The organism is Halorubrum lipolyticum DSM 21995 (assembly GCF_000337375.1).
Lineage (GTDB): Archaea > Halobacteriota > Halobacteria > Halobacteriales > Haloferacaceae > Halorubrum > Halorubrum lipolyticum.
The window spans coordinates 13,077-32,484 of sequence record NZ_AOJG01000018.1; the positions used below are offsets into that span (position 1 = coordinate 13,077).

At 71.4% G+C, this 19,408-nt stretch carries 19 protein-coding genes; 2 read left to right on the top strand and 17 right to left on the bottom strand.

Annotated elements, in window-relative coordinates; translation table 11 throughout:
• The 6 genes from C469_RS07415 to C469_RS07440 all read right to left on the bottom strand — a co-directional run bounded on the left by C469_RS07415 (window position 1) and on the right by C469_RS07440 (window position 7,814).
• Window positions 1-714: a phosphoribosyltransferase family protein gene (locus tag C469_RS07415; RefSeq protein ID WP_008005257.1), complete on the bottom strand. Its 714-nt coding sequence runs from the start codon at window positions 712-714 to the stop codon at window positions 1-3.
• 164 nt (window positions 715-878) lie between these two features.
• Window positions 879-1,229: a DUF7268 family protein gene (locus tag C469_RS07420; RefSeq protein ID WP_008005259.1), complete on the bottom strand. Its 351-nt coding sequence runs from the start codon at window positions 1,227-1,229 to the stop codon at window positions 879-881.
• 3 nt (window positions 1,230-1,232) lie between these two features.
• Window positions 1,233-2,162, bottom strand: a complete 930-nt coding sequence (locus tag C469_RS07425; protein ID WP_008005261.1) for an ABC transporter permease — start codon at window positions 2,160-2,162, stop codon at window positions 1,233-1,235.
• Window positions 2,159-3,178, bottom strand: a complete 1,020-nt coding sequence (locus C469_RS07430) for an ABC transporter permease (protein WP_008005263.1) — start codon at window positions 3,176-3,178, stop codon at window positions 2,159-2,161. Before C469_RS07430 ends, C469_RS07425 begins: the two co-directional genes overlap by 4 nt.
• A gap of 24 nt (window positions 3,179-3,202) precedes the next feature.
• On the bottom strand, window positions 3,203-4,930 hold the full coding sequence (locus C469_RS07435; RefSeq protein WP_049911127.1) for an ABC transporter substrate-binding protein: 1,728 nt from the start codon (window positions 4,928-4,930) through the stop codon (window positions 3,203-3,205).
• Between the two features lie 172 nt (window positions 4,931-5,102).
• Complete coding sequence (locus C469_RS07440; protein WP_082230118.1) at window positions 5,103-7,814, bottom strand: ABC transporter ATP-binding protein; 2,712 nt, start codon at window positions 7,812-7,814, stop codon at window positions 5,103-5,105.
• Between the two features lie 106 nt (window positions 7,815-7,920).
• Between C469_RS07440 and C469_RS07445 the strand changes: the two genes are divergently transcribed.
• Window positions 7,921-8,421, top strand: coding sequence for a DUF7529 family protein (locus C469_RS07445; RefSeq protein ID WP_008005270.1), 501 nt, complete (start codon window positions 7,921-7,923; stop codon window positions 8,419-8,421).
• A 17-nt stretch (window positions 8,422-8,438) separates the two neighbouring features.
• On the opposite strand, the gene C469_RS07450 is transcribed toward C469_RS07445, so the two are convergent.
• Window positions 8,439-9,281: a polyprenyl synthetase family protein gene (locus C469_RS07450; RefSeq protein WP_008005272.1), complete on the bottom strand. Its 843-nt coding sequence runs from the start codon at window positions 9,279-9,281 to the stop codon at window positions 8,439-8,441.
• A gap of 58 nt (window positions 9,282-9,339) precedes the next feature.
• Entirely contained in the window at window positions 9,340-10,008 is a 669-nt protein-coding gene (gene npdG, locus C469_RS07455) for an NADPH-dependent F420 reductase (protein WP_008005274.1), read from the bottom strand.
• 99 nt (window positions 10,009-10,107) lie between these two features.
• Here npdG and C469_RS17165 point away from each other — a divergent pair, with 99 nt between their 5' ends.
• Window positions 10,108-10,278 carry a hypothetical protein gene (locus tag C469_RS17165; protein WP_169330829.1) on the top strand — a complete coding sequence of 57 codons (171 nt, stop codon included), beginning with the start codon at window positions 10,108-10,110 and terminating at the stop codon, window positions 10,276-10,278.
• 31 nt (window positions 10,279-10,309) lie between these two features.
• Here the strand turns inward: C469_RS17165 and C469_RS07460 are convergent, their stop codons facing one another.
• The 9 genes from C469_RS07460 to C469_RS07500 all read right to left on the bottom strand — a co-directional run bounded on the left by C469_RS07460 (window position 10,310) and on the right by C469_RS07500 (window position 19,407).
• A complete protein-coding gene (locus C469_RS07460) occupies window positions 10,310-12,064 on the bottom strand; it encodes a globin-coupled sensor protein (protein WP_008005276.1) in 1,755 nt (584 codons plus the stop codon).
• A gap of 108 nt (window positions 12,065-12,172) precedes the next feature.
• Entirely contained in the window at window positions 12,173-12,652 is a 480-nt protein-coding gene (locus C469_RS07465) for a thioredoxin family protein (protein ID WP_008005278.1), read from the bottom strand.
• 88 nt (window positions 12,653-12,740) lie between these two features.
• A complete protein-coding gene (locus tag C469_RS07470) occupies window positions 12,741-14,345 on the bottom strand; it encodes a cobyric acid synthase (RefSeq protein ID WP_008005279.1) in 1,605 nt (534 codons plus the stop codon).
• A 4-nt stretch (window positions 14,346-14,349) separates the two neighbouring features.
• Window positions 14,350-15,111 carry a cob(I)yrinic acid a,c-diamide adenosyltransferase gene (locus tag C469_RS07475; RefSeq protein WP_008005282.1) on the bottom strand — a complete coding sequence of 254 codons (762 nt, stop codon included), beginning with the start codon at window positions 15,109-15,111 and terminating at the stop codon, window positions 14,350-14,352.
• Window positions 15,108-15,845 carry an adenosylcobinamide amidohydrolase gene (locus C469_RS07480; RefSeq protein ID WP_008005284.1) on the bottom strand — a complete coding sequence of 246 codons (738 nt, stop codon included), beginning with the start codon at window positions 15,843-15,845 and terminating at the stop codon, window positions 15,108-15,110. Before C469_RS07480 ends, C469_RS07475 begins: the two co-directional genes overlap by 4 nt.
• The gene (locus tag C469_RS07485) at window positions 15,838-16,926 is read right to left on the bottom strand and encodes an aminotransferase class I/II-fold pyridoxal phosphate-dependent enzyme (RefSeq protein ID WP_008005287.1); all 1,089 of its coding nucleotides are present in this window, start codon (window positions 16,924-16,926) and stop codon (window positions 15,838-15,840) included. The genes C469_RS07480 and C469_RS07485 overlap by 8 nt, the downstream gene beginning before the upstream one ends.
• Window positions 16,923-17,552 (bottom strand): GTP--adenosylcobinamide-phosphate guanylyltransferase, encoded by a 630-nt coding sequence (locus C469_RS07490; protein ID WP_008005289.1) that lies wholly within the window; start codon window positions 17,550-17,552, stop codon window positions 16,923-16,925. Before C469_RS07490 ends, C469_RS07485 begins: the two co-directional genes overlap by 4 nt.
• Window positions 17,552-18,340 carry an adenosylcobinamide-GDP ribazoletransferase gene (gene cobS, locus C469_RS07495; RefSeq protein WP_049911149.1) on the bottom strand — a complete coding sequence of 263 codons (789 nt, stop codon included), beginning with the start codon at window positions 18,338-18,340 and terminating at the stop codon, window positions 17,552-17,554. Before cobS ends, C469_RS07490 begins: the two co-directional genes overlap by 1 nt.
• On the bottom strand, window positions 18,331-19,407 hold the full coding sequence (locus tag C469_RS07500; protein ID WP_049911128.1) for a CobD/CbiB family cobalamin biosynthesis protein: 1,077 nt from the start codon (window positions 19,405-19,407) through the stop codon (window positions 18,331-18,333). The genes cobS and C469_RS07500 overlap by 10 nt, the downstream gene beginning before the upstream one ends.
• Window position 19,408 lies beyond the last annotated feature (1 nt).

Consider the following 19,408-nt stretch of genomic DNA (forward strand, 5'->3'; position numbering starts at 1 on the left):
CTACTCGAAGGTCGTCAGCGCGCCCACGGGGGCGTCGGTGATCTCGCGCGCGCGCTCCATCCCCTCGTCGCCGACGGCGATAAGGGTGAAGACGCCGGTGACGTCGGCGTCGGCCTGCAGCGCGATGTCTAAGAGGAGCTCTTGGGTCTCGCCCGACCGAATCAGGTCGTCGACGACGAGGACCGTGTCGCCGGCGTCCACCGCGCTCGCGGGGAGGTAGTAGGTGAGTTCGATCCCGGAGGCGAGCCGCTGGCGCGACTCGATGAACTCCTCGACGGCGGTCTCCTTCGACTTCTTGGCGTACGCGAGCCGCGCGTCGAAGAAGGACGCCATCGCCGCGCCGAGGGTGATCCCGTCCGTGGCCGCGGTGAGCACCACGTCCGGCGACTCGAACTCGAACGTCTCCGCGGCGACGGGCGCGACCAGGTCGAGAAACGACTGGTCGAAGACGACCCCCGAGTTGTCGACGTACCCCTCGTCGTCGAACTCGACGCGAGCGAGCAGCTCGTCGGCGAGGGCGTCGCGGCCGACCGCCTCGACGACCTCGCTCGCGCGGTCGGTGCCGGGGAGCACGTGACCGTTGACGTACCGATTTAAGTCGCCCGCGGGCAGCCCCGTCACGTCCGACAGCTCCTCGTAGGTTCGCGTCTCCTTCAGCATCCGCAACACGGCGACCGCCTGCAGCTGGAGGGCCGCCTTCTCTGCTCGGTTCATGTAGATGATCGTGATCGCACAAGTATGAATACGTCGAAGTCGACGGACGAGTCGATCGCCACGAACGTGGTATTCAAACTCGACACACGCGGTGTGACCGGTCACGCCGCCGGATCGCCGCCTCGCCGGCCCTGGCGTCGAGGCCCGTCGGAGAACGGCCCGAATCAGCCGACCGCGGTTCCGACGACCGGCGCGACGAGCATCATGCCGGCGCCGAACCCGCCGATCCGCGCCATCGCGCGCCGAGACCGACGCTCGGTCCAGCCGGAGTCCGCGTCGAGGTGCTCTTGTGCGGCCTCGATCGCGCGGCCGGACGCGACGGACCCGGCCCATCCGAGGAGGGCGAGACCGAACCAGAGACCGCCGAACGCGAACGCCGTTTCAGCGGCGGCCAGCGGACCGAACCCGCCGAGCGCGACCAACCCGGCGACGAGGACCGGCGTCGCGACGGAGCCGACGACGGCACCGCCGGCGACGAGCCGCCCGCGTTCACGGACGGCCGGCGGCAGCGACATCGATCAGTCGACCGCTTCCCGCATCCGAGGGTCGAGCGCGTCGCGCATCCCGTCGCCGAGCAGGTTGAACCCGAGGACGGTCAGCGCGAGGAACAGGCCGGGGAAGAACGACCACCACCAGACGCCGGTGAGCAGCCCCTGACTCACGCCGTTCGAGAGCATGAGCCCCCACGAGGGCGTGCCGGCCGAGGCGCCGAACCCGAGGAACGACAGCGCGGCCAGGTCGATGATCGCCAGCCCGAAGTTCAGCGTCGACTGGACGGTGATCGGCGCGAGGCAGTTCGGCAGCACGTGCCTGACGAGCACCCGCGGGTCCGTGGCGCCGAGCGCGACGGTCGCGTCGATGTACTCGTTCTCCAGCACGGTGAGCGCGGCCCCGCGGACGACGCGGGCGAACCGGGGCGTGTAGACGAGCGTCAGGGCCGCGACCGCCCGCCAGAGCCCGAGCTCGTCCGGGAAGATGGAGACGAGCGCGAGCGCCAGGAGGAGCGAGGGGAACGCCAGCAGCACGTCCATCGTCCGCATGATCACGTTGTCGGTGATGTCGCCGTAGTAGGCGGCGATGATACCGAGGCCGACCCCGAGCACCGTCGACGCGCCGACGGTCACCGTGCCGAACAGCATCGCGTACCACGCGCCGTAGGCGACGCGGGGGACGAGGGCGCGCGCCTGCCCGTCGGTTCCGAACGGGTACTCCAGGCTCGGCGCGGCGCGGTTCGGGTTCGTCCCGAGCTGCGACCGGGAGATGACGTCCAGATCGAGCGTCAGGCGGGCGTACACCGCGATCACGAGCATCGCGACGATGATCGCGAGCCCGGCCAGCGCGAGTCGGTTCGACAGCAGCTGTGAGAGGAACGGCGAGGCGCGGACGCGGTCGACGAGCCCGCGGCTCGCCGTCCCGCCCTCGTCGTCGGTGAGTGTTTCGGTGCTCATTGTTGGATCCTCGGATCGAGGTAGGAGTAGGTGATGTCGACGACGAGGTTCACGAGCGTGAACAGGAACGCGAACGTCAGGACGGTCCCCTGAACGATCGGGTAGTCGCCGACCTCGATCGCCTCGACGAGCAGCGTCCCGATCCCGCCGATCGCGAACACGGTCTCGGTCAGCACCGCGCCGCCGAGCAGCCCGCCGAACTGGATCCCGATGATCGTGACGACGGGGATCAGCGCGTTACGGAACCCGTGTTTCAACACGGTGATCTTCGCGCCTTGCCCCTTCGCGCGGGCGGTGCGCATGTAGTCCTGTCTGACGACCTCGAGCATCGACGAGCGCATCATCCGCGAGATGAGCGCCATCGAGTAGACGCCGATGACGAGCGACGGCAGGAGCATGTGCCTGACCGCCGACTTGAACATGTCCCACTCGCCGGCGAGCAGGGTGTCGATCGTCACCATCCCGGTGACGCGAATCGGGGAGACGCTGAACGTCGACGAGATCCGCCCGCTGGTCGGGAGCACCCCGAGCACCTGCGCGAACAGCAGGATCAGCAGCGGTCCGCTCCAGAAAATCGGGACGCTGATCCCGGCGAGCGCGCCGACGCGCGTGGTGTGGTCGGTGAGCGTGTCCTGTTTCACCGCGCTCAACACGCCGAGCGGGATGCCGAACAGGATACCGAACAGCTGCCCGTACAGCGCCAGTTCGAGCGTGACGGGGAGCGTGTTCGCCATGATCTCCCGAACGGTCGTGTTCCGGTTGATGACGTACGACTCCCCGAAGTCGAACCGCACGACGTTACCGAGGAAGTCGACGTACTGGACCCAGATCGGGTCGTTGAGCCCGAGGTCGGCGCGGATGCGCTCGACGAACTCCTGGCTCGCGCGCTCCCCGGCGATCGTGAGCGCCGGGTCGCCCGGCGAGAGGTGGAGGATGGAGAAGACAAGCGTCGCCACTCCGATCAACACCGGGACGAGCAACAGCAGCCGCTTGAGTACAAATCGCTTTGGGAACATCGAAGGTGAGACTGAAGTGACCGACTACTCCAGCGAGACCAGGTTCAGGAACGGACCGCCGATAGCGGCGATCTGGAACCCGTTGACGCGGTCGGCGACGCCCCGAAGCTCTTCCGCGTAGTCCAGGTACACCCACGGGGCCTCATCGTGGGCAACCTGCATCGCCTCGTTGTACAGGCTCGCGCGCTCGCTCTCGTCGGTCGTCTGTTGACCCTGCTCGACGAGGTCCATGTACTCCTGGTTCGCCCACGCCGAGCGGTTACTGGTGTTGTACCCCTCGGCGTCGAAGCTCACCCAGTCCTGGTCCTCGGTGAGCTCGCCCTCGTCGACCTGCGGGTGAAGCAGTACGTACGCGAAGTTGTCCGGGTCGGCGTTGTCGGTGTACCAGCCGAGGAAACACGCGTCGTGGCGGCCCTGGGCCGTGTACTCGAGGAACGGCGAGAACGACTGCTGGTTGATCTCGACCTCGATCCCGATCTCGCCGAGGTTGGACGCGACCGTCTCGGCCGTCTGGATCGGCGAGGGATTGTACCCGCGGGGGTTCTGGAACGTCGCCAGCTCGAAGGAGAACCCGTCGCCGTAGCCGGCCTCCTCGAGGAGGCTCTGCGCCTCCTCGGGATCGTACGGGTACGGGTCGATGTCGTCGTTGTGCCCCATCACGTTCGGCGGCAGCGGCTGGCTGGCCTGCGTCGCGAAACCGGAGTAGAGCTGGTTGACGATCGCCTCGGTGTTGATCGCGTGGCTGACGGCCTGCCGGACGCGGCGGTCCTGGAACTCCTCGACCGCCGCGATGTTGAACGCCATGTAGCCGATGTTGATCCCCTCGGTACGGACGAGCTCGGCGCCGTCCGCGCCGTCGACCTGCTGGGAGGACTGCGCGCCGATGCCGTCGATGATGTCGAGCTCCCCGCTCGCGAGCGACTGCGCACGGGTGGAGTTCTCGCCGACCGTGACGAAGACGGCCTCGTCGACCTCCGGGCCGTCGCCCCAGTAGTCGTCGTACGCGATGAGACGGATCTGCTCGTTAGAGTCGTCGAGGGTGTCGAGCTCGAACGGCCCGGTCCCGACCGCGTTCTCCGAGAGGTCGGTGCCGTACTCCTCGATCGCGGCCTCGGAGTGGACGGAGGCTGCGAACATCGCCAGGTTGCGCAGGAACGGCGCGTACGTTTGCGTGAGCTGGATCGTCAGCTCGTAGTCCCCATCGACCTGGATCTCGTCGATCCAGTTGCCGAGCGTGAAGGGACCGTACGCGGAGACGTAGTCGTCGCCAGCGTAGTGCTCGTACTCCGAGTCGACGAAGCGGCGGTACGTCGCCACGAAGTCCTGTGCGGTGAACTCCTCGCCGTTGTGGAAGGTGACGCCCTCCTTCAGCGTGAGCGACGCCGTCTCGCCCTCGATCGAGTAGTCGGAGGCGAGCCCGTCGGTGAGCGTCGACTCGCCCGGCTCGAAGTTGATGAGCGTGTCGTAGATCTGCTCGGTGACCTTCGCGACCTCACCGCTCGTGCTGTTCTGGAAGTCCAGCGTCGACGAGTGGCTCCCCCGGCCGTACCGGAGGAGGCTGGTGTCGTCGTCGCCGTCGGAGCCGTCCGACCCGTCGGAGCCGTCCGACCCATCGGAACCGTCCGACCCGTCAGAGCCGTCCGACCCGTCGCCGCCATCGTCGGAACAGCCGGCGAGACCGACCGTCACTGCGGCGCCACCGGCGGCACCGAGGAACCTTCTCCGTGAAACGTTCGTGTCGCGGGATGACATGGATCGAATCTGAACAGTGGCCAGTATAAACCTACCGAACGAACCGGCGGAAATGTTCCGATTCGAATGGTTTCGAGCGGTGTGGTTTCGATCCGCACCCGACGCGCGCCGTCCGCCTCCTGGGTGCGTCGTCGCCGCCGTAGTCAGTCGAGAGAGTGGGTCACCGCCGTAGTCAGTCGAGCAGGTGACACGCGGCCGGGTGGTCGCCCTCGGGAAGCGCGGGCTCCTCGCGCTCGCAGACGCTCGCGAACGTCTCCTCCAGGACGGCGGCCGCCTCCTCCCACTCGCCGGCGATCACCAGCTCGATCGACCGATCGACGACCTCGCCGGCGCGCCCGTCCGGGTACCGATCGAACTGGGCGTCGCGGACCGCCTCGACCGCGTCGGACGGAGCCGCGTCTCCCCCGGACGGGCCGGCGGACGCGGTGCCGCCGTCGGCCGCGACCTGTCCGGCCGATTCGCCGGTCCCGTCGAGTATCGTCTCGACGTCGACCGCCTCCCGCTCGACGCGCTGCCGGTAGTCCATCACCTCGCGGTACGTCTCCTGTTCGATGTCGAGGTCGTCCGGCGGGATCACCGACGGACAGCGGGTCCGGAAGTGACACCCCGACGGCGGGTCGATCGGCGACGGCACGTCGCCTTCGAGGATGACCCGGTCGTCCGTGTCCGCGGTCGGGTCCGGCTCGGGGATCGCGGAGAGCAGCGCCTTGGTGTAGGGGTGTTGCGGGTCCGCGAACAGCTCGTCGGTGGTCGCGACCTCGACGATTTCCCCGAGGTACATGACGGCGACGCGGTCGGAGATGTGCCGCACCACCGACAGGTCGTGCGCGATGAACAGGTACGTCAGGTCGAACCGGTCCTGCAGGTCCTCCATCAGGTTGAGGATCTGCGCCTGCACGCTCACGTCGAGCGCGGAGACCGGCTCGTCGGCGACGATGAACTCCGGGTCGACCGCGAGTGCCCGCGCGATACCGACGCGCTGGCGCTGACCGCCGGACATCTCGTGCGGGTACCGGTCGTACTGGCCCGCTTCGAGCCCGACCGCCTCCAGCAGCTGGCGGACGCGACGCCGCCGACGGAGTCGATCGGTGTCGCCCGCCGAGACTGTCACCGAGACCCGGTCCACGTCGCCGGCGTCGGTGCGCTCGACGGTCCCCTCGACGCCGAGGTGTTCGCGCACGTCGACGTCGACCTCGCCGTCCGCGACCGTCACGTCGACGTGGGCGGTCGCCACGCCGCTCCCGGTGCCGACGACGGCGTCGATCTCGTCGTCGACGGTCACCTCGACCCGGTCGCGGGCGATCCCCGACACGGTCACCTCGACCTCGGCCGCCACGTCCGGGTCGCTCTCCGGGAGGTCGTGGATCGACAGCGGTTCCCGGACCGTCTGACCGATCGTCTGCCGCGGGTCGAGCGAGGAGAGCGGGTCCTGGAAGATCATCTGGAGGTTCTTCCGCTGCTCCCGCAGCGCCGACCCGTCGAGCCCGGTGAGGTCGGTCCCGGCGAACACCACCCGGCCGTCCGTCGGCTCGGTGAGGTGCAACAGCGCCCGCCCGGCGGTCGACTTCCCGCAGCCGGACTCCCCGACGAGCCCGAGCGTCTCACCGCGGTTGATCGTGAAGTCGATCCCGTCGACCGCCTTCACGCTCCGGTCGTCGGCACCGAGGAGCCGGTCGAGCGCGCCGTCGGTCTGGTCGTAGTACTTCCGGAGCCCGTCGATCTCGACGAGCGGCTCGCCGATCGACCGGTCGCGTCCGGGGGCGACTTCGTCGTCGCCGTACTCGTTCTTGTCGAACGACTCCATGACGCATTTCGATCGGTGGTCGACCTCCTCGGCGCCATGCTGGAGGTACGGGATCTCGCCGCTCGTGCACTCCTCGGTCGCCCACGGGCACCGCGGCGCGAAGTGGCACCCGGTCGGCATGTCGATGAGGTCGGGGACGTTCCCCTCGATCGGCGTGAGGCGCTCCTTCTCCTCGGTCGGGAGCGACTCGAGGAGGGTGTACGTGTACGGGTGCGACGGGTTCCCGAAGATCTCCTCGACGGGGCCCTCCTCGACGATCTCGCCGGCGTACATCACGGCGACGCGGTCGCAGGTCTCGGCCACGACGCCGAGGTCGTGGGTGATCATCAGCACCGACATCCCCAGGTCGGCCTGCAGGTCGTCGATCAGGTCGAGGATCTGCGCCTGAATGGTCACGTCCAGCGCGGTCGTCGGCTCGTCGGCGACGAGGAGGCCCGGCTGACAGGCCAACGCGATCGCGATGAGCACGCGCTGGCGCATCCCGCCGGAGAACTCGTGCGGGTACTCGTCGATCCGCGCCCCGGGCTCGGGGATGCCGACCTCCTCGAGCACCTCGATGGTCTCCTCGCGGACCGCCTCGTCCACGTCGCCGCTGATCTTCGGGAGAATCTCGCGCACGGCGTTGAACCACGAGTCCCGGCGGCGCCCGCCGTACTGGTGGAGCCTGAGGCTCTCGGCGACCTGCTCGCCGACCGTCACCGAGGGGTTCAGCGACGTCATCGGGTCTTGGAAGATCATGCTCACCTCTCGGCCGCGGACGAACCGGAGCGCCTCCTCGGGGGCGGCGGTGAGGTCGATCGTGTCGCCGTCGACGAACTCCGCGGTGTCGTACCGGTCGCGGAGCTCGTCGGCGACCCGGGCCTCTGTCAGCTCGACGGTCCCACCGACGATCTCGCCGGGGTCGTCGACGAGACCCATCGTCGACAGCGCCGTGACGCTTTTCCCGGATCCCGATTCGCCGACGAGACCGACGGTCTCGCCTTCGCGGATCTCGAGGTCGATCCCGTCGACAGCCTTCACCTGTCCCCGTTCCGTCGAGAACTGGGTCCGGAGATTCGAGAGCGAAAGTAGAGGAGGCATGTGGCGAGTTTCCGACCCTCTATGGATATACTTTTGCCTTCAGTCGTCCGTCGGTGACAGCGGACAGGAGGGAACCTTTACCCGCCGTCGGCCGCCTACGCCGTGTATGGACGTGGAAGAGCACCCGCTCGCGGACGACGACGACACGTGGACCACGGTCATCGAGGAGTGCCGTGCGACCGCCGAGGAGTACCGGGACCGCGGATGGACGGCGTTCGCGCCGGTCCCCGGCGACGTGGTGCCGGTCCCCGCGCCGGGCGACTCGGTCGACGAGAAGGTCGGGCTCGACGTGCTGCTGTCGGGCGAGGAGTTCGACCGGCTCACGGAGCTGGTCGAGGTGGACGAGTTCGACGAGTTCGAGGCGTTCCGCGCCCACGAGAACGGGATCGTCTACCTCACGCTGGTGTTCCGGGCGACGGCGAGCGAGACCGCGCTCTGCCTCCCGCTGTACTACCGGGTCGCCGAGGCCGACCGTATGCTCGGTCGCGTCCGGGCCGGCGACGCGATGACGACCTACGTCCACGCGCTCTCCGGAGACGAGCGGGTCGAGTTCGACCACGAGGACCCGACCCCGCTGTTCCCGCCGCAGGACACCGGAGACGCCTAGGCGGAGCGCTCGCTTTTTTATCGCTCTCTGACGACGACGAACTCCGCGAGGTCCCGGAGGTACTCGATCGCCTCCGTCTCCGGCGGGTCGGCGTCGTCGAGCGCGGCCAGCGCGAGCTCGGACTGCTCGCGGGCGCGCTCGTCGATCTCCTCGGGCGAGAGCGACGTGACCTGCAGGACCGAAGGGCGGTCCATCTCGGCGTCCTGCCCGGTCGGCTTCCCGAGGTCGTCGGCGTCGGCGGTCGCGTCGAGCACGTCGTCGCGCATCTGGAAGGCGACGCCGACGCGCTCGGCGTACTCGCCGAACGAGTCGACCGCCTCGGGCTCGGCGCCGCCGGCGATAGCTCCCAGCTCGGCGGCCGCCCGAAACAGCGCGCCGGTCTTCCGGCGGGCGAGCTCCATGTACTCGGCCTCGGTCGTGGGGCGGGCCGCCAGCTCGGTGGCCTCGCCCTCCCCGAGTTCGACGAGCGCCTCGGCGACGGTCCGCATCGCGCGGGGGTCGGCGGAGAAGAGCGCGAACGCCTCGCCCAACAGTCCGTCGCTAGCGACGATCGCCGGGCCGTAGCCGTACTCGGCCCACGCCGACGGCGTGCCGCGTCGCACCTCGGAGCGGTCGATGATGTCGTCGATCACGAGCGACGCGTTGTGGACGAACTCGATCCCGGCCGCGAAGTCGACGGCCGCGTCGGGGTCGCCGCCGAACGCCTCGCAGGCGAGGATCGTCACGGCGGGGCGGACTCGCTTGCCGCCGGCGAGGACGACGTGGCCGACCTCCTCGGACAGCTCGTCGGGCTCGACCTCGTCGATGACGGCCTCCAGCCGGTCCTCGACCAGCGCGACCCGGCGCTCCAGGTACTCCATCTATCGCCCGGAGGGGCCGGTCGCGCAAAGGCCTAACGGAACGGTCGCCGGCCTCGCTTCACTTAAATTCGATCCCGAGGTCGTTGAGCCCGCCGTTGTTCTGGGCGACGTTTATCAGAAGCGGCGTGAGCGCCTCTATCTCCGGCGCGTTGGCGACGCCGCCGGCGTCGAGCGCGCGCAGCCCCTCGATCCCCTCGGCGAGGTCCGCGACCGTCCGCTTGGCGTCCTCGTCGTCGCCGATCACGAGCGTGTCGACCCCGAGGTCGGCGTCGAGGTTCGCGAGCCGCGCGGCCGCGAGGTTGTGGAACGCCCCGACGACGTCGACGCCCTCGGGCGCGGCGTCCGCGACGATCCGCGTCACCGAGCCCGCGCCGGGCTTGTGGTAGTGGAACCCCTCGTCGTCGCGTTTCATCCCCGTGGCCGGCGAGACGAGCACGTCGCCGGGGTCGAGCGCGTCGGCGATCGCCTCGACGGTGTCGCCGACGTGATACGGCGGGACCGCGAGCACGACGACCCGGGCCGCGGCGGCGGCGGCCTCGTTCTCGGTCCCGGCCACCGCGGCGTCGAGGCCGCGGCTGTCGAGCTCGGTGGTGTACTCCTCGGCCTTGTTCTCCGCCTTCTCCGCGTCGCGCGAGCCGATCGTAATCTCGTGACGGGTGTCGGAAGCGAGCCGAAGCGCGAGCCCCTGTCCGATGTCTCCCGTGCCGCCGAGTATCGCGATTTTCATACGATCAGTCGCACCGCTCGCGTCTTAGGGGTTGCGCGACCGGCGGTCCTCGCCACCGTTCGGATCGGGGTTCAAGTGCGTCGACCGCCTACCTGGGTCATGACCGACACACCGGGGCTCGCGCTCCGCTATGTCGCCTGCGACGCCTGCGAGACGGTGTTCGCGCTCCCGGACGACCCCGCGGAGCCGGACGCGTGCGGACGGTGCGGCGCCCGGCCGCTTCGCGAACTCACCGGGATCCGAGGGCCGGACGCGTACTTCGCCCCGTAGCCGGCCCGCTGATCGGCTCAGACCGGACGACTCACAGCAGATCGTCCATCTCCAGCGCTCCGTCCGCGATCGCCCTGAGCTCCTCGTCGGAGAGCCGATCGATCACGAATTCCGGCATTCCCTCCGGGAGCCCCGCCGGAACCGACCGACTCGCGTCGGTCCCGCTCGTGCCTCTTCCGGCGTTCGTCTCCCTCGCGACGCGCCCGCCGTCCGTGCGAGACGCGCCGGCCGATCCGGCGTCGCCCGGGTCGCTCGCGGCCAGCCGGCGCACGGTCCGCTCCACCGCTTCCACCGCCTCGGACTGCCGCTCGCTCTCGGCCGCCAGCTCCTGCATCTCGTCAGTGATGCGGTTCGACTGCCGGACCACCTCGTCGATCGTGGCGGCGATCTCCTCGGCGGCGGCGGCCTGTTCGTCGGTCACGTCTGAGACCTCGTCGATGCCGTCCGCCGTCTCCGTCACGGCCTCGGCGATGGCGGTGAGGCTCTCCGTCGCGTCGCCGACGCGCTCGCTCCCTTCGTCGACCCGCTCGGTCGTCTCAGCGAGGCTCTCGACGGTGTCTTCGGTGTCGGTCCGGATCCCGTCGACCATCGACTCGATGTCGCTCGCGTGGCGCTGCGACTCCTCCGCGAGCGACTTGATCTCGTCGGCGACGACGCCGAACCCGGCGCCGGCGTCGCCCGCTCGCGCCGCCTCGATAGAGGCGTTCAGGGCGAGCAGGTTCGTCTGGTCGGCGATCCCGTTGATCGCGTCGACGAACTCGTCGATCTCCTCGACGCGCTGTTGGAGCGCCTCCACGTCGTCGGCCACCTCGTCGACGGCGACGCCGATGTCGTCCATGGCCGCAGCGGCGTCGTCGGCCGCCTCCCGCCCGTCGTCGGCCATCGCCTCCGCCCGGGCGCTCGTGCGCTCGACCTCGTCGGCGGTCGACGCCACCTCCTCGACGGTCGCCGAGAGGTTCGACACCTCCGAGGAGATCTCGGCGACCCGCTGCGACTGGTCATCGGTCGCCTCACCGACCGACGCGGCGCTGTCGGCGACGTCCGCCGCCGACTCCCGGAGGTCGCCGATCGGCTCCCGGACCTCGTCTTCCACCTCCGCCATCAGGCGCTTGTTCCGCTCGATCTCCTCGGAGAGCTTCTCGCTGTACGAGTGGATGTAGGTGTCCGTGACGACCTGCATGTCGAGGTTGACGATCCGAAGGACGGAGAGGAGGTCCTCGACGGCGTCGTCAACCTCCGCCTCGATCGCCGCCTCGGTCTCGGCGCCGACCGACTCGTCGGTCTCGTCGTCGGCCAGCCGGTCCGTGAGCGAGTCGACGAGTCGGTCGCCGATGAGCGGGAGGATGAGGTCGTAGTACACGCCGTACTGGCCGATGTAGTGTTTCATCGGCATCTCCAGCATGTCGTGGATCTTCCCGATCCGCGCCCGGTCCTCGAAGTACTCCGGCCCGTACGCGCCCTCCGCGAGGGTCACGAGGTACGCCGACTGCGTCCGCTTGAGCTGTTCGAGCCTCTTGTCGGACCGCCCGATCACGTCGACCGTCTGCTCGTGGCCGGTGAGGTTCTCGTAGAAGTCCTCCGCGATCCGGTCGGCGTTCTCCGCGAACGCCTCCTCGTACCGGCTCAGCCGTCGCTCGTCCTCCTCGTCGAACCCGACGAACTCCTTTCGCCACCGGATCTCTTCGGCGTCGAGGCCGATCTCCTCGACCAGCGATTCAACGTCGAGCGCGTCGTTCAGTCCGCCCTGCCCGAAGTCGTCGCGACCGTACTTACCAGACATCGCCATGTGGCGGCCTCTTCCTCGGGGTCATATAAGGGCTGAGACCCGTCTCTCACAGGTGATAGCGGACTACGCGCCGGTCGAGCGCCCCGTCGATCGAGACCGACCGCTCCGTCAGGCCGCGCGTTCGATCGCCGAGGCCAGCGTCGCGCGGTCCTGCGCGCCCGTGAACCGGTCGACCGGCTCGCTGTCGGCGTACACGAGGAGCGTGGGAATGCTCCGCGCGCCGAGCCGTTGGGCGATCTCCCGGTTGGCGTCGACGTCGACCTTCGCCACGGCGGCGTCGGTGTCGCTCGCGAGCGCCTCGATCGTCGGCTCCATCATCTGACAGGGGCCGCACCAGTCGGCGTAGCAGTCGACCAGCACCACGTCGTGCTCGTCGACGACGCGCCGGAACTCCTCGGGCCCGGCGACCTCGATCGGCTCGTCCGGGGTCGCTTCCGACTCCTCACCCGACTGCTCGTCCGGGTCGCCGCCAATCTCCCCGTCGCGTTCCAGTTCCTCCTGAAGCTCGCGGAGTTTGCGCTCGCGGATGCGCTCGCGCTCGCTTTTCGCCGATTCGCTTCCGTCGGTCGCGTCTGCGGCATCGCTCATACACCAGTATTGGGCATTGGAAACAATATACCTTCCGGCAGCAGTACGGGGCGTCCGGATCCCGATCCGGACCGTCGTGGAACTCCGCTCACCCCAGGTCGTCGAGTCCGACGACCGCGAGATCGACGTGGTCGGCAACGAGGTCGGCGGCGCGATCGTAAGGGGATCTCCCGTCGTCCGCGCCCTCAACAGAGCGCGGCCGTCCCGCGGGCCGCGACGCGTCGGCCGCCGCGAAGACGGTCGCCGCGAAGGCGTCGCGGACCGCCTCGTTCTCGAAGAGGCCGTGGAGGTAGGTCCCCAGGGCGCGGTCGGTCGCCGCGCTCTCCGGACCCAGCGGCCGGGCGGTCTCCCCGGTCGGCGACGACCGACCCATGTGGATCTCGTAGCCGGCCGCGGTCCCGGTCGCCCCCGCCAGCGGGCCGACGCCCTCGACGCGCCGCGTCACGCGCTCGACGCGCTTGTCCGGCGAGAAGTGGGTCTCGACCGGGAGCACCCCGACGCCCTCGACGGTCGACTGCGAGCCGGTGCCCTCGATCTCGGCGCCGGTGATCCGTTCGCCGAGGATCTGGTAGCCGCCGCAGATCCCGACGATCGGGCCCTCGAAGCGCCGGATCGCCTCGTCGAGGCCCGCCTCGCGCAGCGCGAGCAGGTCGTCGACCGTGTTCTTCGAGCCGGGGAGGACGACCGCGTCGGCGTCGGCGAGGGGGTCGTCGAGAGACGAATCGAGCGGGACGTACGCCACCCGAACGCCCGGCTCGCGCGCTAGCGGCTCGAGATCGGTGAAGTTCGAGATCCGCGGGAGCCGGGGGACCGCGATCCGGACCGCCGACTCCTCGGGAACCCCGTCGTCCGCGCCGAGGGTGGCCGCTCCGCCGACCCCCTCGCCGCCCCCGTCCCCGGCGTCTCCCGTGTCCGGCAGCGAGAGGCTGTCCTCCGCCGGGAGGCCGGGGTCGTCGTGGGGAACGACGCCGACGACCGGAACCCCGGTCCGCTCCTCGATCTCCGCGATACCGGGCTCCAAGAGGGAGGGGTCGCCGCGGAACTTGGTGATGACCGCGCCGGCGACGCGTTCGCGCACGTCGTCGGGGAGGAGTTCGAGGGTGCCGTAGAGGCTCGCGAACGCGCCGCCGCGCTCGATATCGACCGCGATCAGGATCGCGGCGTCGGCGAATCGGGCGCACTCCACGTTCGCGAGGTCGCGGTCGTGGAGGTTGATCTCGGCGATGCTCCCCGCGCCCTCGGCCACGACCACGTCGTGATCGGCCGCCAGCCGGCGGTGCGCCGCGACCGCCGCGTCTCGCGCCGCCTCCCAGTGGTCCGCGTAGTACTCGCCGGCCGCGAAGTGGTCGACCGCCTCGCCGTCGATCACCAGCTGGCTCTCGCCGTCGCCGCGGGGCTTGAGCAGGACGGGGTTCATGTCGGTCGTCGCCGGGACTCCGGCGGCCCGCGCCTGCACGTGCTGGGAGACGCCGATCTCGCCCCACTCGCCGTCGGGCGCGAGCGCGACGCGGGCGTTGTTGCTCATGTTCTGCGCCTTGAACGGCGCGACCGAGACGCCCCGGCGGGCGAGGAGCCGACAGAGCCCGGCCGCGAGCGTGCTCTTCCCCGCGTGGCTCGCCGTGCCGGCGATCAGGACGGTGTCCGCCGTCTCCCCGATGTCCGCCGTCTCCCCGGTGTCCCCCGTCTCGCTCACGGGCTCAGTACTCCGTCCCCCGCCGGGCGCGGTGACCCGCGTCGAACGGGTGGGCCTCCTTCCGGACGTTCGTGATCAGGTCGGCCACGCCGTCGAGGTAGTCGGGCTCGGCGTGGCTCCCCGTGAGGACGAGTTCGAGGTCGTCGGGCTTCGAGTCCGCGAGCGCGACGACGTCGTCGGGGTCGACGAGCCCGCGGTCGGCCGCGTACAACACCTCGTCCAAGATCAGCATGTGAACGCCCTCGTCGGCCTCGCCGTCGAGCGGGAGCGGGGCGGTCAGGTCCGCGTCGGCCGCGCCCTCGACGAGCGCCTCCGCGCGCTCGAACGCCGCGCTCGCCTTCGCCTCGTGGTCGTCGTCCGCGGAGCCGTCGAGGAGCCCGTGCCAGCCGTAGTGGCCGGCGTTCTCGTAAGTGAACCCCGGTATGGCCGCGATGGCGTTGTACTCCCCCCTGACGCCCTCGACGCTGTCGGCGCCGCCCTTCATGAACTGGAGCATGTGGACGCGGTAGCCGTGGCCCGCGGCCCGGAACCCCATCCCCATCGCGGCCGTCGTCTTCCCCTTGCCGTCGCCCCACCACGCCTGCACGAGCCCGAACTCCTCGGGCGCGGCGGGTTCGATCGGCTCCGGTTCGGGGGCCGTCCCGCCGCCGGGGGTCCGCGCGACGGGGTTCTCGTCGCTCCCGGTCGATTCGCCGTCGTTTGATTCGCCGTCGTTTGATTCGCCGTCTGTCGCTTCGTCGGTTTCGTCGAGTTCGTCGTGTGTCATGGTTTAAACACCTCTGTCCGTTCGTCGGCCACGACGCCGTGCTCGGCGTCGGCCGCCGGACCGGGAACGTCGCCGTCCGGGTACCGCGACCGCAGGCTGGCGCGGACCGCGTCCCGGACGCAGGCGCGGGCCGCCGCGCCGACCGGGGTGGCGCTGCCGGAGAACGCCGCCGGCTCCCCGGTCGGGTCGTCGCCGACGACGACCGCGTCGCTCGTCGTCCCCGGGACGCCCGCCGTCGCCAGCAGCGTCGCCGCCTTGGCCTCGGCCGCGACCGCGACGAGGTTCGCCGACGCGCCGGCCGCGAGCCGCCGCGTCGTCCCGACGATCAGGTTGACCGTACCGGGTCGCCGGGGCGATTTCTCGGCGTCGCCGTCGACGCTCCCGTCCGACCCGCTCGCCGGGTCCATCGGGAGCATCGCCGGGTTCGAGAGCCCGACCGTCGCGTACGCCACGACCGGCCCGAAGCGCGCGCCTCTGGCGTGCTCCATTGCGACGCCGGTGAACAGCGTCGGCGGGTCGCCGTCGCCTCCCGCGTCGCTTTCGCTTATAAACCCCGCCCGCGCCAGCCGCTCGTCGCGGTACGCGCCGAGGTCGGTCCGGTCGAACGCCTTCGGCACCGAGACGTTGTAGGCGGCGTCGCCCCGCGATCGGCCCCCGTCCCAGCCGGTCGAGAGCCAGCGCGTCTCCGGCCGGCGCAGGCGGAGCACGCCCTCGCGCACGGTCGCGTCAAACATCCGCGTCCCCCGCGTCGGTCGCCTCCGCGTCAGTCGGCTCCGTGTCGGCCCCCGCGCCGTCCCCGACGCCCAGCGCCGCCAGCAGGCGGTCGTTCTCGTCGGGGCGGCGCACCGCCACCCTGACGTGCGAGTCGAGCCCGCGGAAGGTGGTCGCGTCCCGGACCGCGACGCCGCGGTCGCGGGCGTCCGCGACGACCCGCTCGGCGGAGCGCCCGCTCCCCTCCTCCCCCACGTCGAGCAGCAGGAACGGCGCCTCGGAGGGGGTCACGTCGTACCGCTCCGCGAGCGCCGCGGCCAGCCGCGACCGCTCCGAACGAACGCGCTCGCGGGTGTCATTTATAAACCACTCCTGCCGCATGCAGTGCGCGCCGGTCGCGAGCGCCGGGACGCTCACGTTCCACGGTCGCCGGGCGCGCTCCAGCGCCGCGCCGAACTCGCCCGTGGCGACCGCGAACCCCGTCCGGATCCCGGGGAGCCCGAACAGCTTCGTCAGCGACCGGGCGACGACGACGCCCTCGACCCCAGCGAGCGAGGGGCGGTCGGTGAACCCGCGGAACGCCTCGTCGACGAGCAGGGGCGTGTCGGCTGCGCGACACCGCGCCGCGAACCCCTCCAACGCCTCGCGCTCGTAGTCGGTCCCCGTGGGGTTGTTCGGGGCGCAGACGACCGCGAGCGCGTGGCTCGCCGGGTCGGCGTCGAGGACCGCGTCGGCCGCGACGAAGGCCGGCTCGCCCCCCTGGAGGCGAACTTCCCGAGCGTACTCGCCGAAGCTCGGCGCCGGGAGCAGGGCGGTGTCGCCCGGGTCGACCGCGAGCGCGACCGTCGCCCGAATGGCGGCGAGTCCCCCCGGCGTCGGCACGACCGAATCCGGGTCGCAGTCGACGTAGTCGGCGGCGGCCTCGCGGAACGCCGCGGGCGGTTCGGCCGGGTACGACCGCGCGGCCGCGAACGCCTCGCGGTACGTCGCCTCGACGCCCGGCGGGACCTCGGGGTTGGTGTTCGCCGAGAAGTCCAGCAGGTCGGGGTCGTCGCTGCTGCCGTGCGGTTCGCGGTCGAGGCCGAGCGCGGTGTCGAGGTTCATCGGTCTGTGTGGTGGCGGCCGGAGTCGCGTTCCAGCAGTCGCTCTGCGATACGCACGTCCGACGGGTAGTTGACGTTGACGGCGACTCGGGCGTCGTCGGTGAGGTGGACGGCGCCGCCGTCGTCCCGTTCGCTTTCGCCGCTCCTGCCGACGACGTTGATCCCGGCCGGGACGACCTCGCGACCGTCGATCTCCGTCGTCGCGTCGGCGCTGACGCCCAGTTCCCGCTTGCGGGCCGCCGGCACGCAGACGGTGAGCGAGTCGCCGGCGGCGGCGCGAGCCGCGTCGAGGACCGCGTCCACCGCCGCGCCGTTTAAAAGCGGGAGGTCGGCGGCGGCGGTCAGGAGCGGCCCGCCGTCCGCGTCGGCCGCGTCCATCGCGTACCGCAGGTCGGCGACGTAGCCGTTTCCGGGCGCGTCGACGACCGACAGCGACGGGCGCTCGCTCGCCCGTTCAGCGAGGCGCTCCCGCGTCCGCGTCGCGTGCGGGGAGACGACCGCGTGGGTCGCCTCGACCCGGCTCTCGGCGAGCGCGTCCAGCACGCGGTCGACCATCGGCCGCCCCGCGACCTCGCGGAGCGGCTTCTCCGTCTCGCCGCCGAGGCGGGTGCCGCGGCCGCCGCACATCAGAAGCGCGTCCACGCGATCACCCCCGCGTGCAGCGCGGCGACCCGCGCGATCTCCGTCGTCGCGCCGAGCGCGTCGCCGGAGACGCCGCCGAGTCGCCGACGGACCCACCGGCGGACCAGCGCCGCCGTCGCCAGCGCGGCGAGGAGCGCCGCGAGGCCCGGCAGGAGCCGCGGCCACGCGAGCAGGGCGGCGGGCGCCGCCAGCGCGAGGACCGGGAGCGCCGCCCGAGGCGACGACTCGCCGGTGAGCGCGGAGCCGAGCCCCTCGTGGGGCGCGTCGCCGACGCAGACCAGCGTCGCGGTCGCGGTCTTCGCGCCGACCTCCGCGGCGACGACGACCCCGAGCGCGGCGACGGGGACTCCCACATCCCCCGTGCCCGCCCCGACCTCGACCAGCCCGAGCGCGGCGGTCGCCAGCCCGAACACGACCAGGGCGAGCGCGACCGTCCCGCCGACGCCGAGTTCGGAGTCTTTCAGCACGCGTCGGCGCTCCTCGCGGTCGCCGTGGACGACAGCCGCGTCGCCGAGGTCGGCCACGCCGTCGAGGTGACCGATCCCGGTGACGGCGTAGACGGCGAGGACGAACGCGAGCGCGACCGTGGGGGCGGGGACCGACGCGGGGGGCGCGGCGAGCAGCAGCGGGGCCGCGACGAGCGCGCCGACGGGGTACCCGACGACGGGGAACGTCCACGGCGACCGCGCGAACGCCCCCCACGCGGCCTCGTCGCGACCGACCGGGATCCGGGTGAGGAAGCCGAGCGCCCCCCGGAGCGCGGTCAGAGCCATCCGACCACCCCCGCGGTCGCCGGGAGCCGTCCCGCCGCGAGCGGCCACGTCGCCGTCACCCATCCGACCGCCGCCAGCCACCCCGCCGCGAGGGCGACCGCGACCCCGGCGGCGACGCCGACGAGCCGGACCGCCCGCTCCGCGTCGACGACGCCCGGCGGGCCCGCGTCCGGGTTGAGGACGTAGTGACCGGGCTTCTCCAGTCGCGCGTCGAGCGCGGCCGCGGCGGTCGCCATCGGCCACCCGGAGTTCGGCGATTCCGGCACCCTAGCCCACGAGGCGGCTCGGCGGAGCGCGTCGAGGGACCCGGCCGCGACCGCGAGACAGCCCGCGGTCGCGCGGGCCGGGAGGAACATCGCCGCGTCGTCGAGCCGGGCGCTCGCCCACCCGACCGGCTTCGAGCGGTAGCCGAGCATCGAGTCGAGCGTGTTGACGGCCTTGACCCAGACCGCGCCGGCGACTCCCGCGGCGAGCGGGAGCGCGGTTTCGGCCCCCGCGACTCCGACCGTCGGGGCGGCAGCCAGCCCGACCGTCGCCCCCAGCGCGAACCCGGAGAGCGGCGCGACGAACCCGTCGGCGAGGTTCTCGGCCGCGCTCTCGACCGCCGCGCTCCGGAGGTCGGCCGGCGAGAGTTCGGTCGCGTCCCGGCCGGCGAGCGCGCGAACCGACCGCCGAGCCGCGTCCGGGTCGGTCTCGGTCAGCGCGACGACCTCGGCGGTCGTCGCCAGCAGCATCCGGAGGCTGACCGCCGTGAAGAGGAGCGCGCCGGCCAGGAGGACGGGGAGAACGGGAGAGGCGGTCGGGACGGCCGCGACCGCGACGATCCCGCCCGCAATCGCCGCGGCGCCGAGCGGGAGCCCGACCGCGACCGCGACGCCGACGGATCGGGGGTGCGACCACGACCGGTCGAACCGCCCCACGATCGACCCGAACAGCGCGACGGGGTGGACTCTGGCCGGCGGCTCCGCGAGCGCGAGGTCGAGCGCGACCGCGATCGCCAGCGCGGCGAGGGGGGCGAGCGCGGGGCGGAAGGCGGAAGCGGGGCCGAGCAGCGAGGCGGTCGCCATC

Excerpts from the sequence above, each read along its gene's own strand:
- C469_RS07465 (WP_008005278.1), bottom strand. The coding sequence starts at position 12,652 with ATGAGCGATGCCGCAGACGCGACCGACGGAAGCGAATCGGCGAAAAGC.
- C469_RS17165 (WP_169330829.1), top strand. The coding sequence starts at position 10,108 with ATGACCGACACACCGGGGCTCGCGCTCCGCTATGTCGCCTGCGACGCC.
- C469_RS07445 (WP_008005270.1), top strand. The coding sequence starts at position 7,921 with ATGGACGTGGAAGAGCACCCGCTCGCGGACGACGACGACACGTGGACC.
- C469_RS07425 (WP_008005261.1), bottom strand. The coding sequence starts at position 2,162 with ATGAGCACCGAAACACTCACCGACGACGAGGGCGGGACGGCGAGCCGC.
- npdG (WP_008005274.1), bottom strand. The coding sequence starts at position 10,008 with ATGAAAATCGCGATACTCGGCGGCACGGGAGACATCGGACAGGGGCTC.
- cobS (WP_049911149.1), bottom strand. The coding sequence starts at position 18,340 with ATGGCTCTGACCGCGCTCCGGGGGGCGCTCGGCTTCCTCACCCGGATC.
- C469_RS07480 (WP_008005284.1), bottom strand. The coding sequence starts at position 15,845 with ATGTTTGACGCGACCGTGCGCGAGGGCGTGCTCCGCCTGCGCCGGCCG.
- C469_RS07415 (WP_008005257.1), bottom strand. The coding sequence starts at position 714 with ATGAACCGAGCAGAGAAGGCGGCCCTCCAGCTGCAGGCGGTCGCCGTG.
- C469_RS07475 (WP_008005282.1), bottom strand. The coding sequence starts at position 15,111 with ATGACACACGACGAACTCGACGAAACCGACGAAGCGACAGACGGCGAA.
- C469_RS07420 (WP_008005259.1), bottom strand. The coding sequence starts at position 1,229 with ATGTCGCTGCCGCCGGCCGTCCGTGAACGCGGGCGGCTCGTCGCCGGC.
- C469_RS07450 (WP_008005272.1), bottom strand. The coding sequence starts at position 9,281 with ATGGAGTACCTGGAGCGCCGGGTCGCGCTGGTCGAGGACCGGCTGGAG.
- C469_RS07430 (WP_008005263.1), bottom strand. The coding sequence starts at position 3,178 with ATGTTCCCAAAGCGATTTGTACTCAAGCGGCTGCTGTTGCTCGTCCCG.
- C469_RS07460 (WP_008005276.1), bottom strand. The coding sequence starts at position 12,064 with ATGGCGATGTCTGGTAAGTACGGTCGCGACGACTTCGGGCAGGGCGGA.
- C469_RS07440 (WP_082230118.1), bottom strand. The coding sequence starts at position 7,814 with ATGCCTCCTCTACTTTCGCTCTCGAATCTCCGGACCCAGTTCTCGACG.
- C469_RS07485 (WP_008005287.1), bottom strand. The coding sequence starts at position 16,926 with ATGAACCTCGACACCGCGCTCGGCCTCGACCGCGAACCGCACGGCAGC.
- C469_RS07500 (WP_049911128.1), bottom strand. The coding sequence starts at position 19,407 with ATGGCGACCGCCTCGCTGCTCGGCCCCGCTTCCGCCTTCCGCCCCGCG.
- C469_RS07490 (WP_008005289.1), bottom strand. The coding sequence starts at position 17,552 with ATGTGCGGCGGCCGCGGCACCCGCCTCGGCGGCGAGACGGAGAAGCCG.
- C469_RS07435 (WP_049911127.1), bottom strand. The coding sequence starts at position 4,930 with ATGTCATCCCGCGACACGAACGTTTCACGGAGAAGGTTCCTCGGTGCC.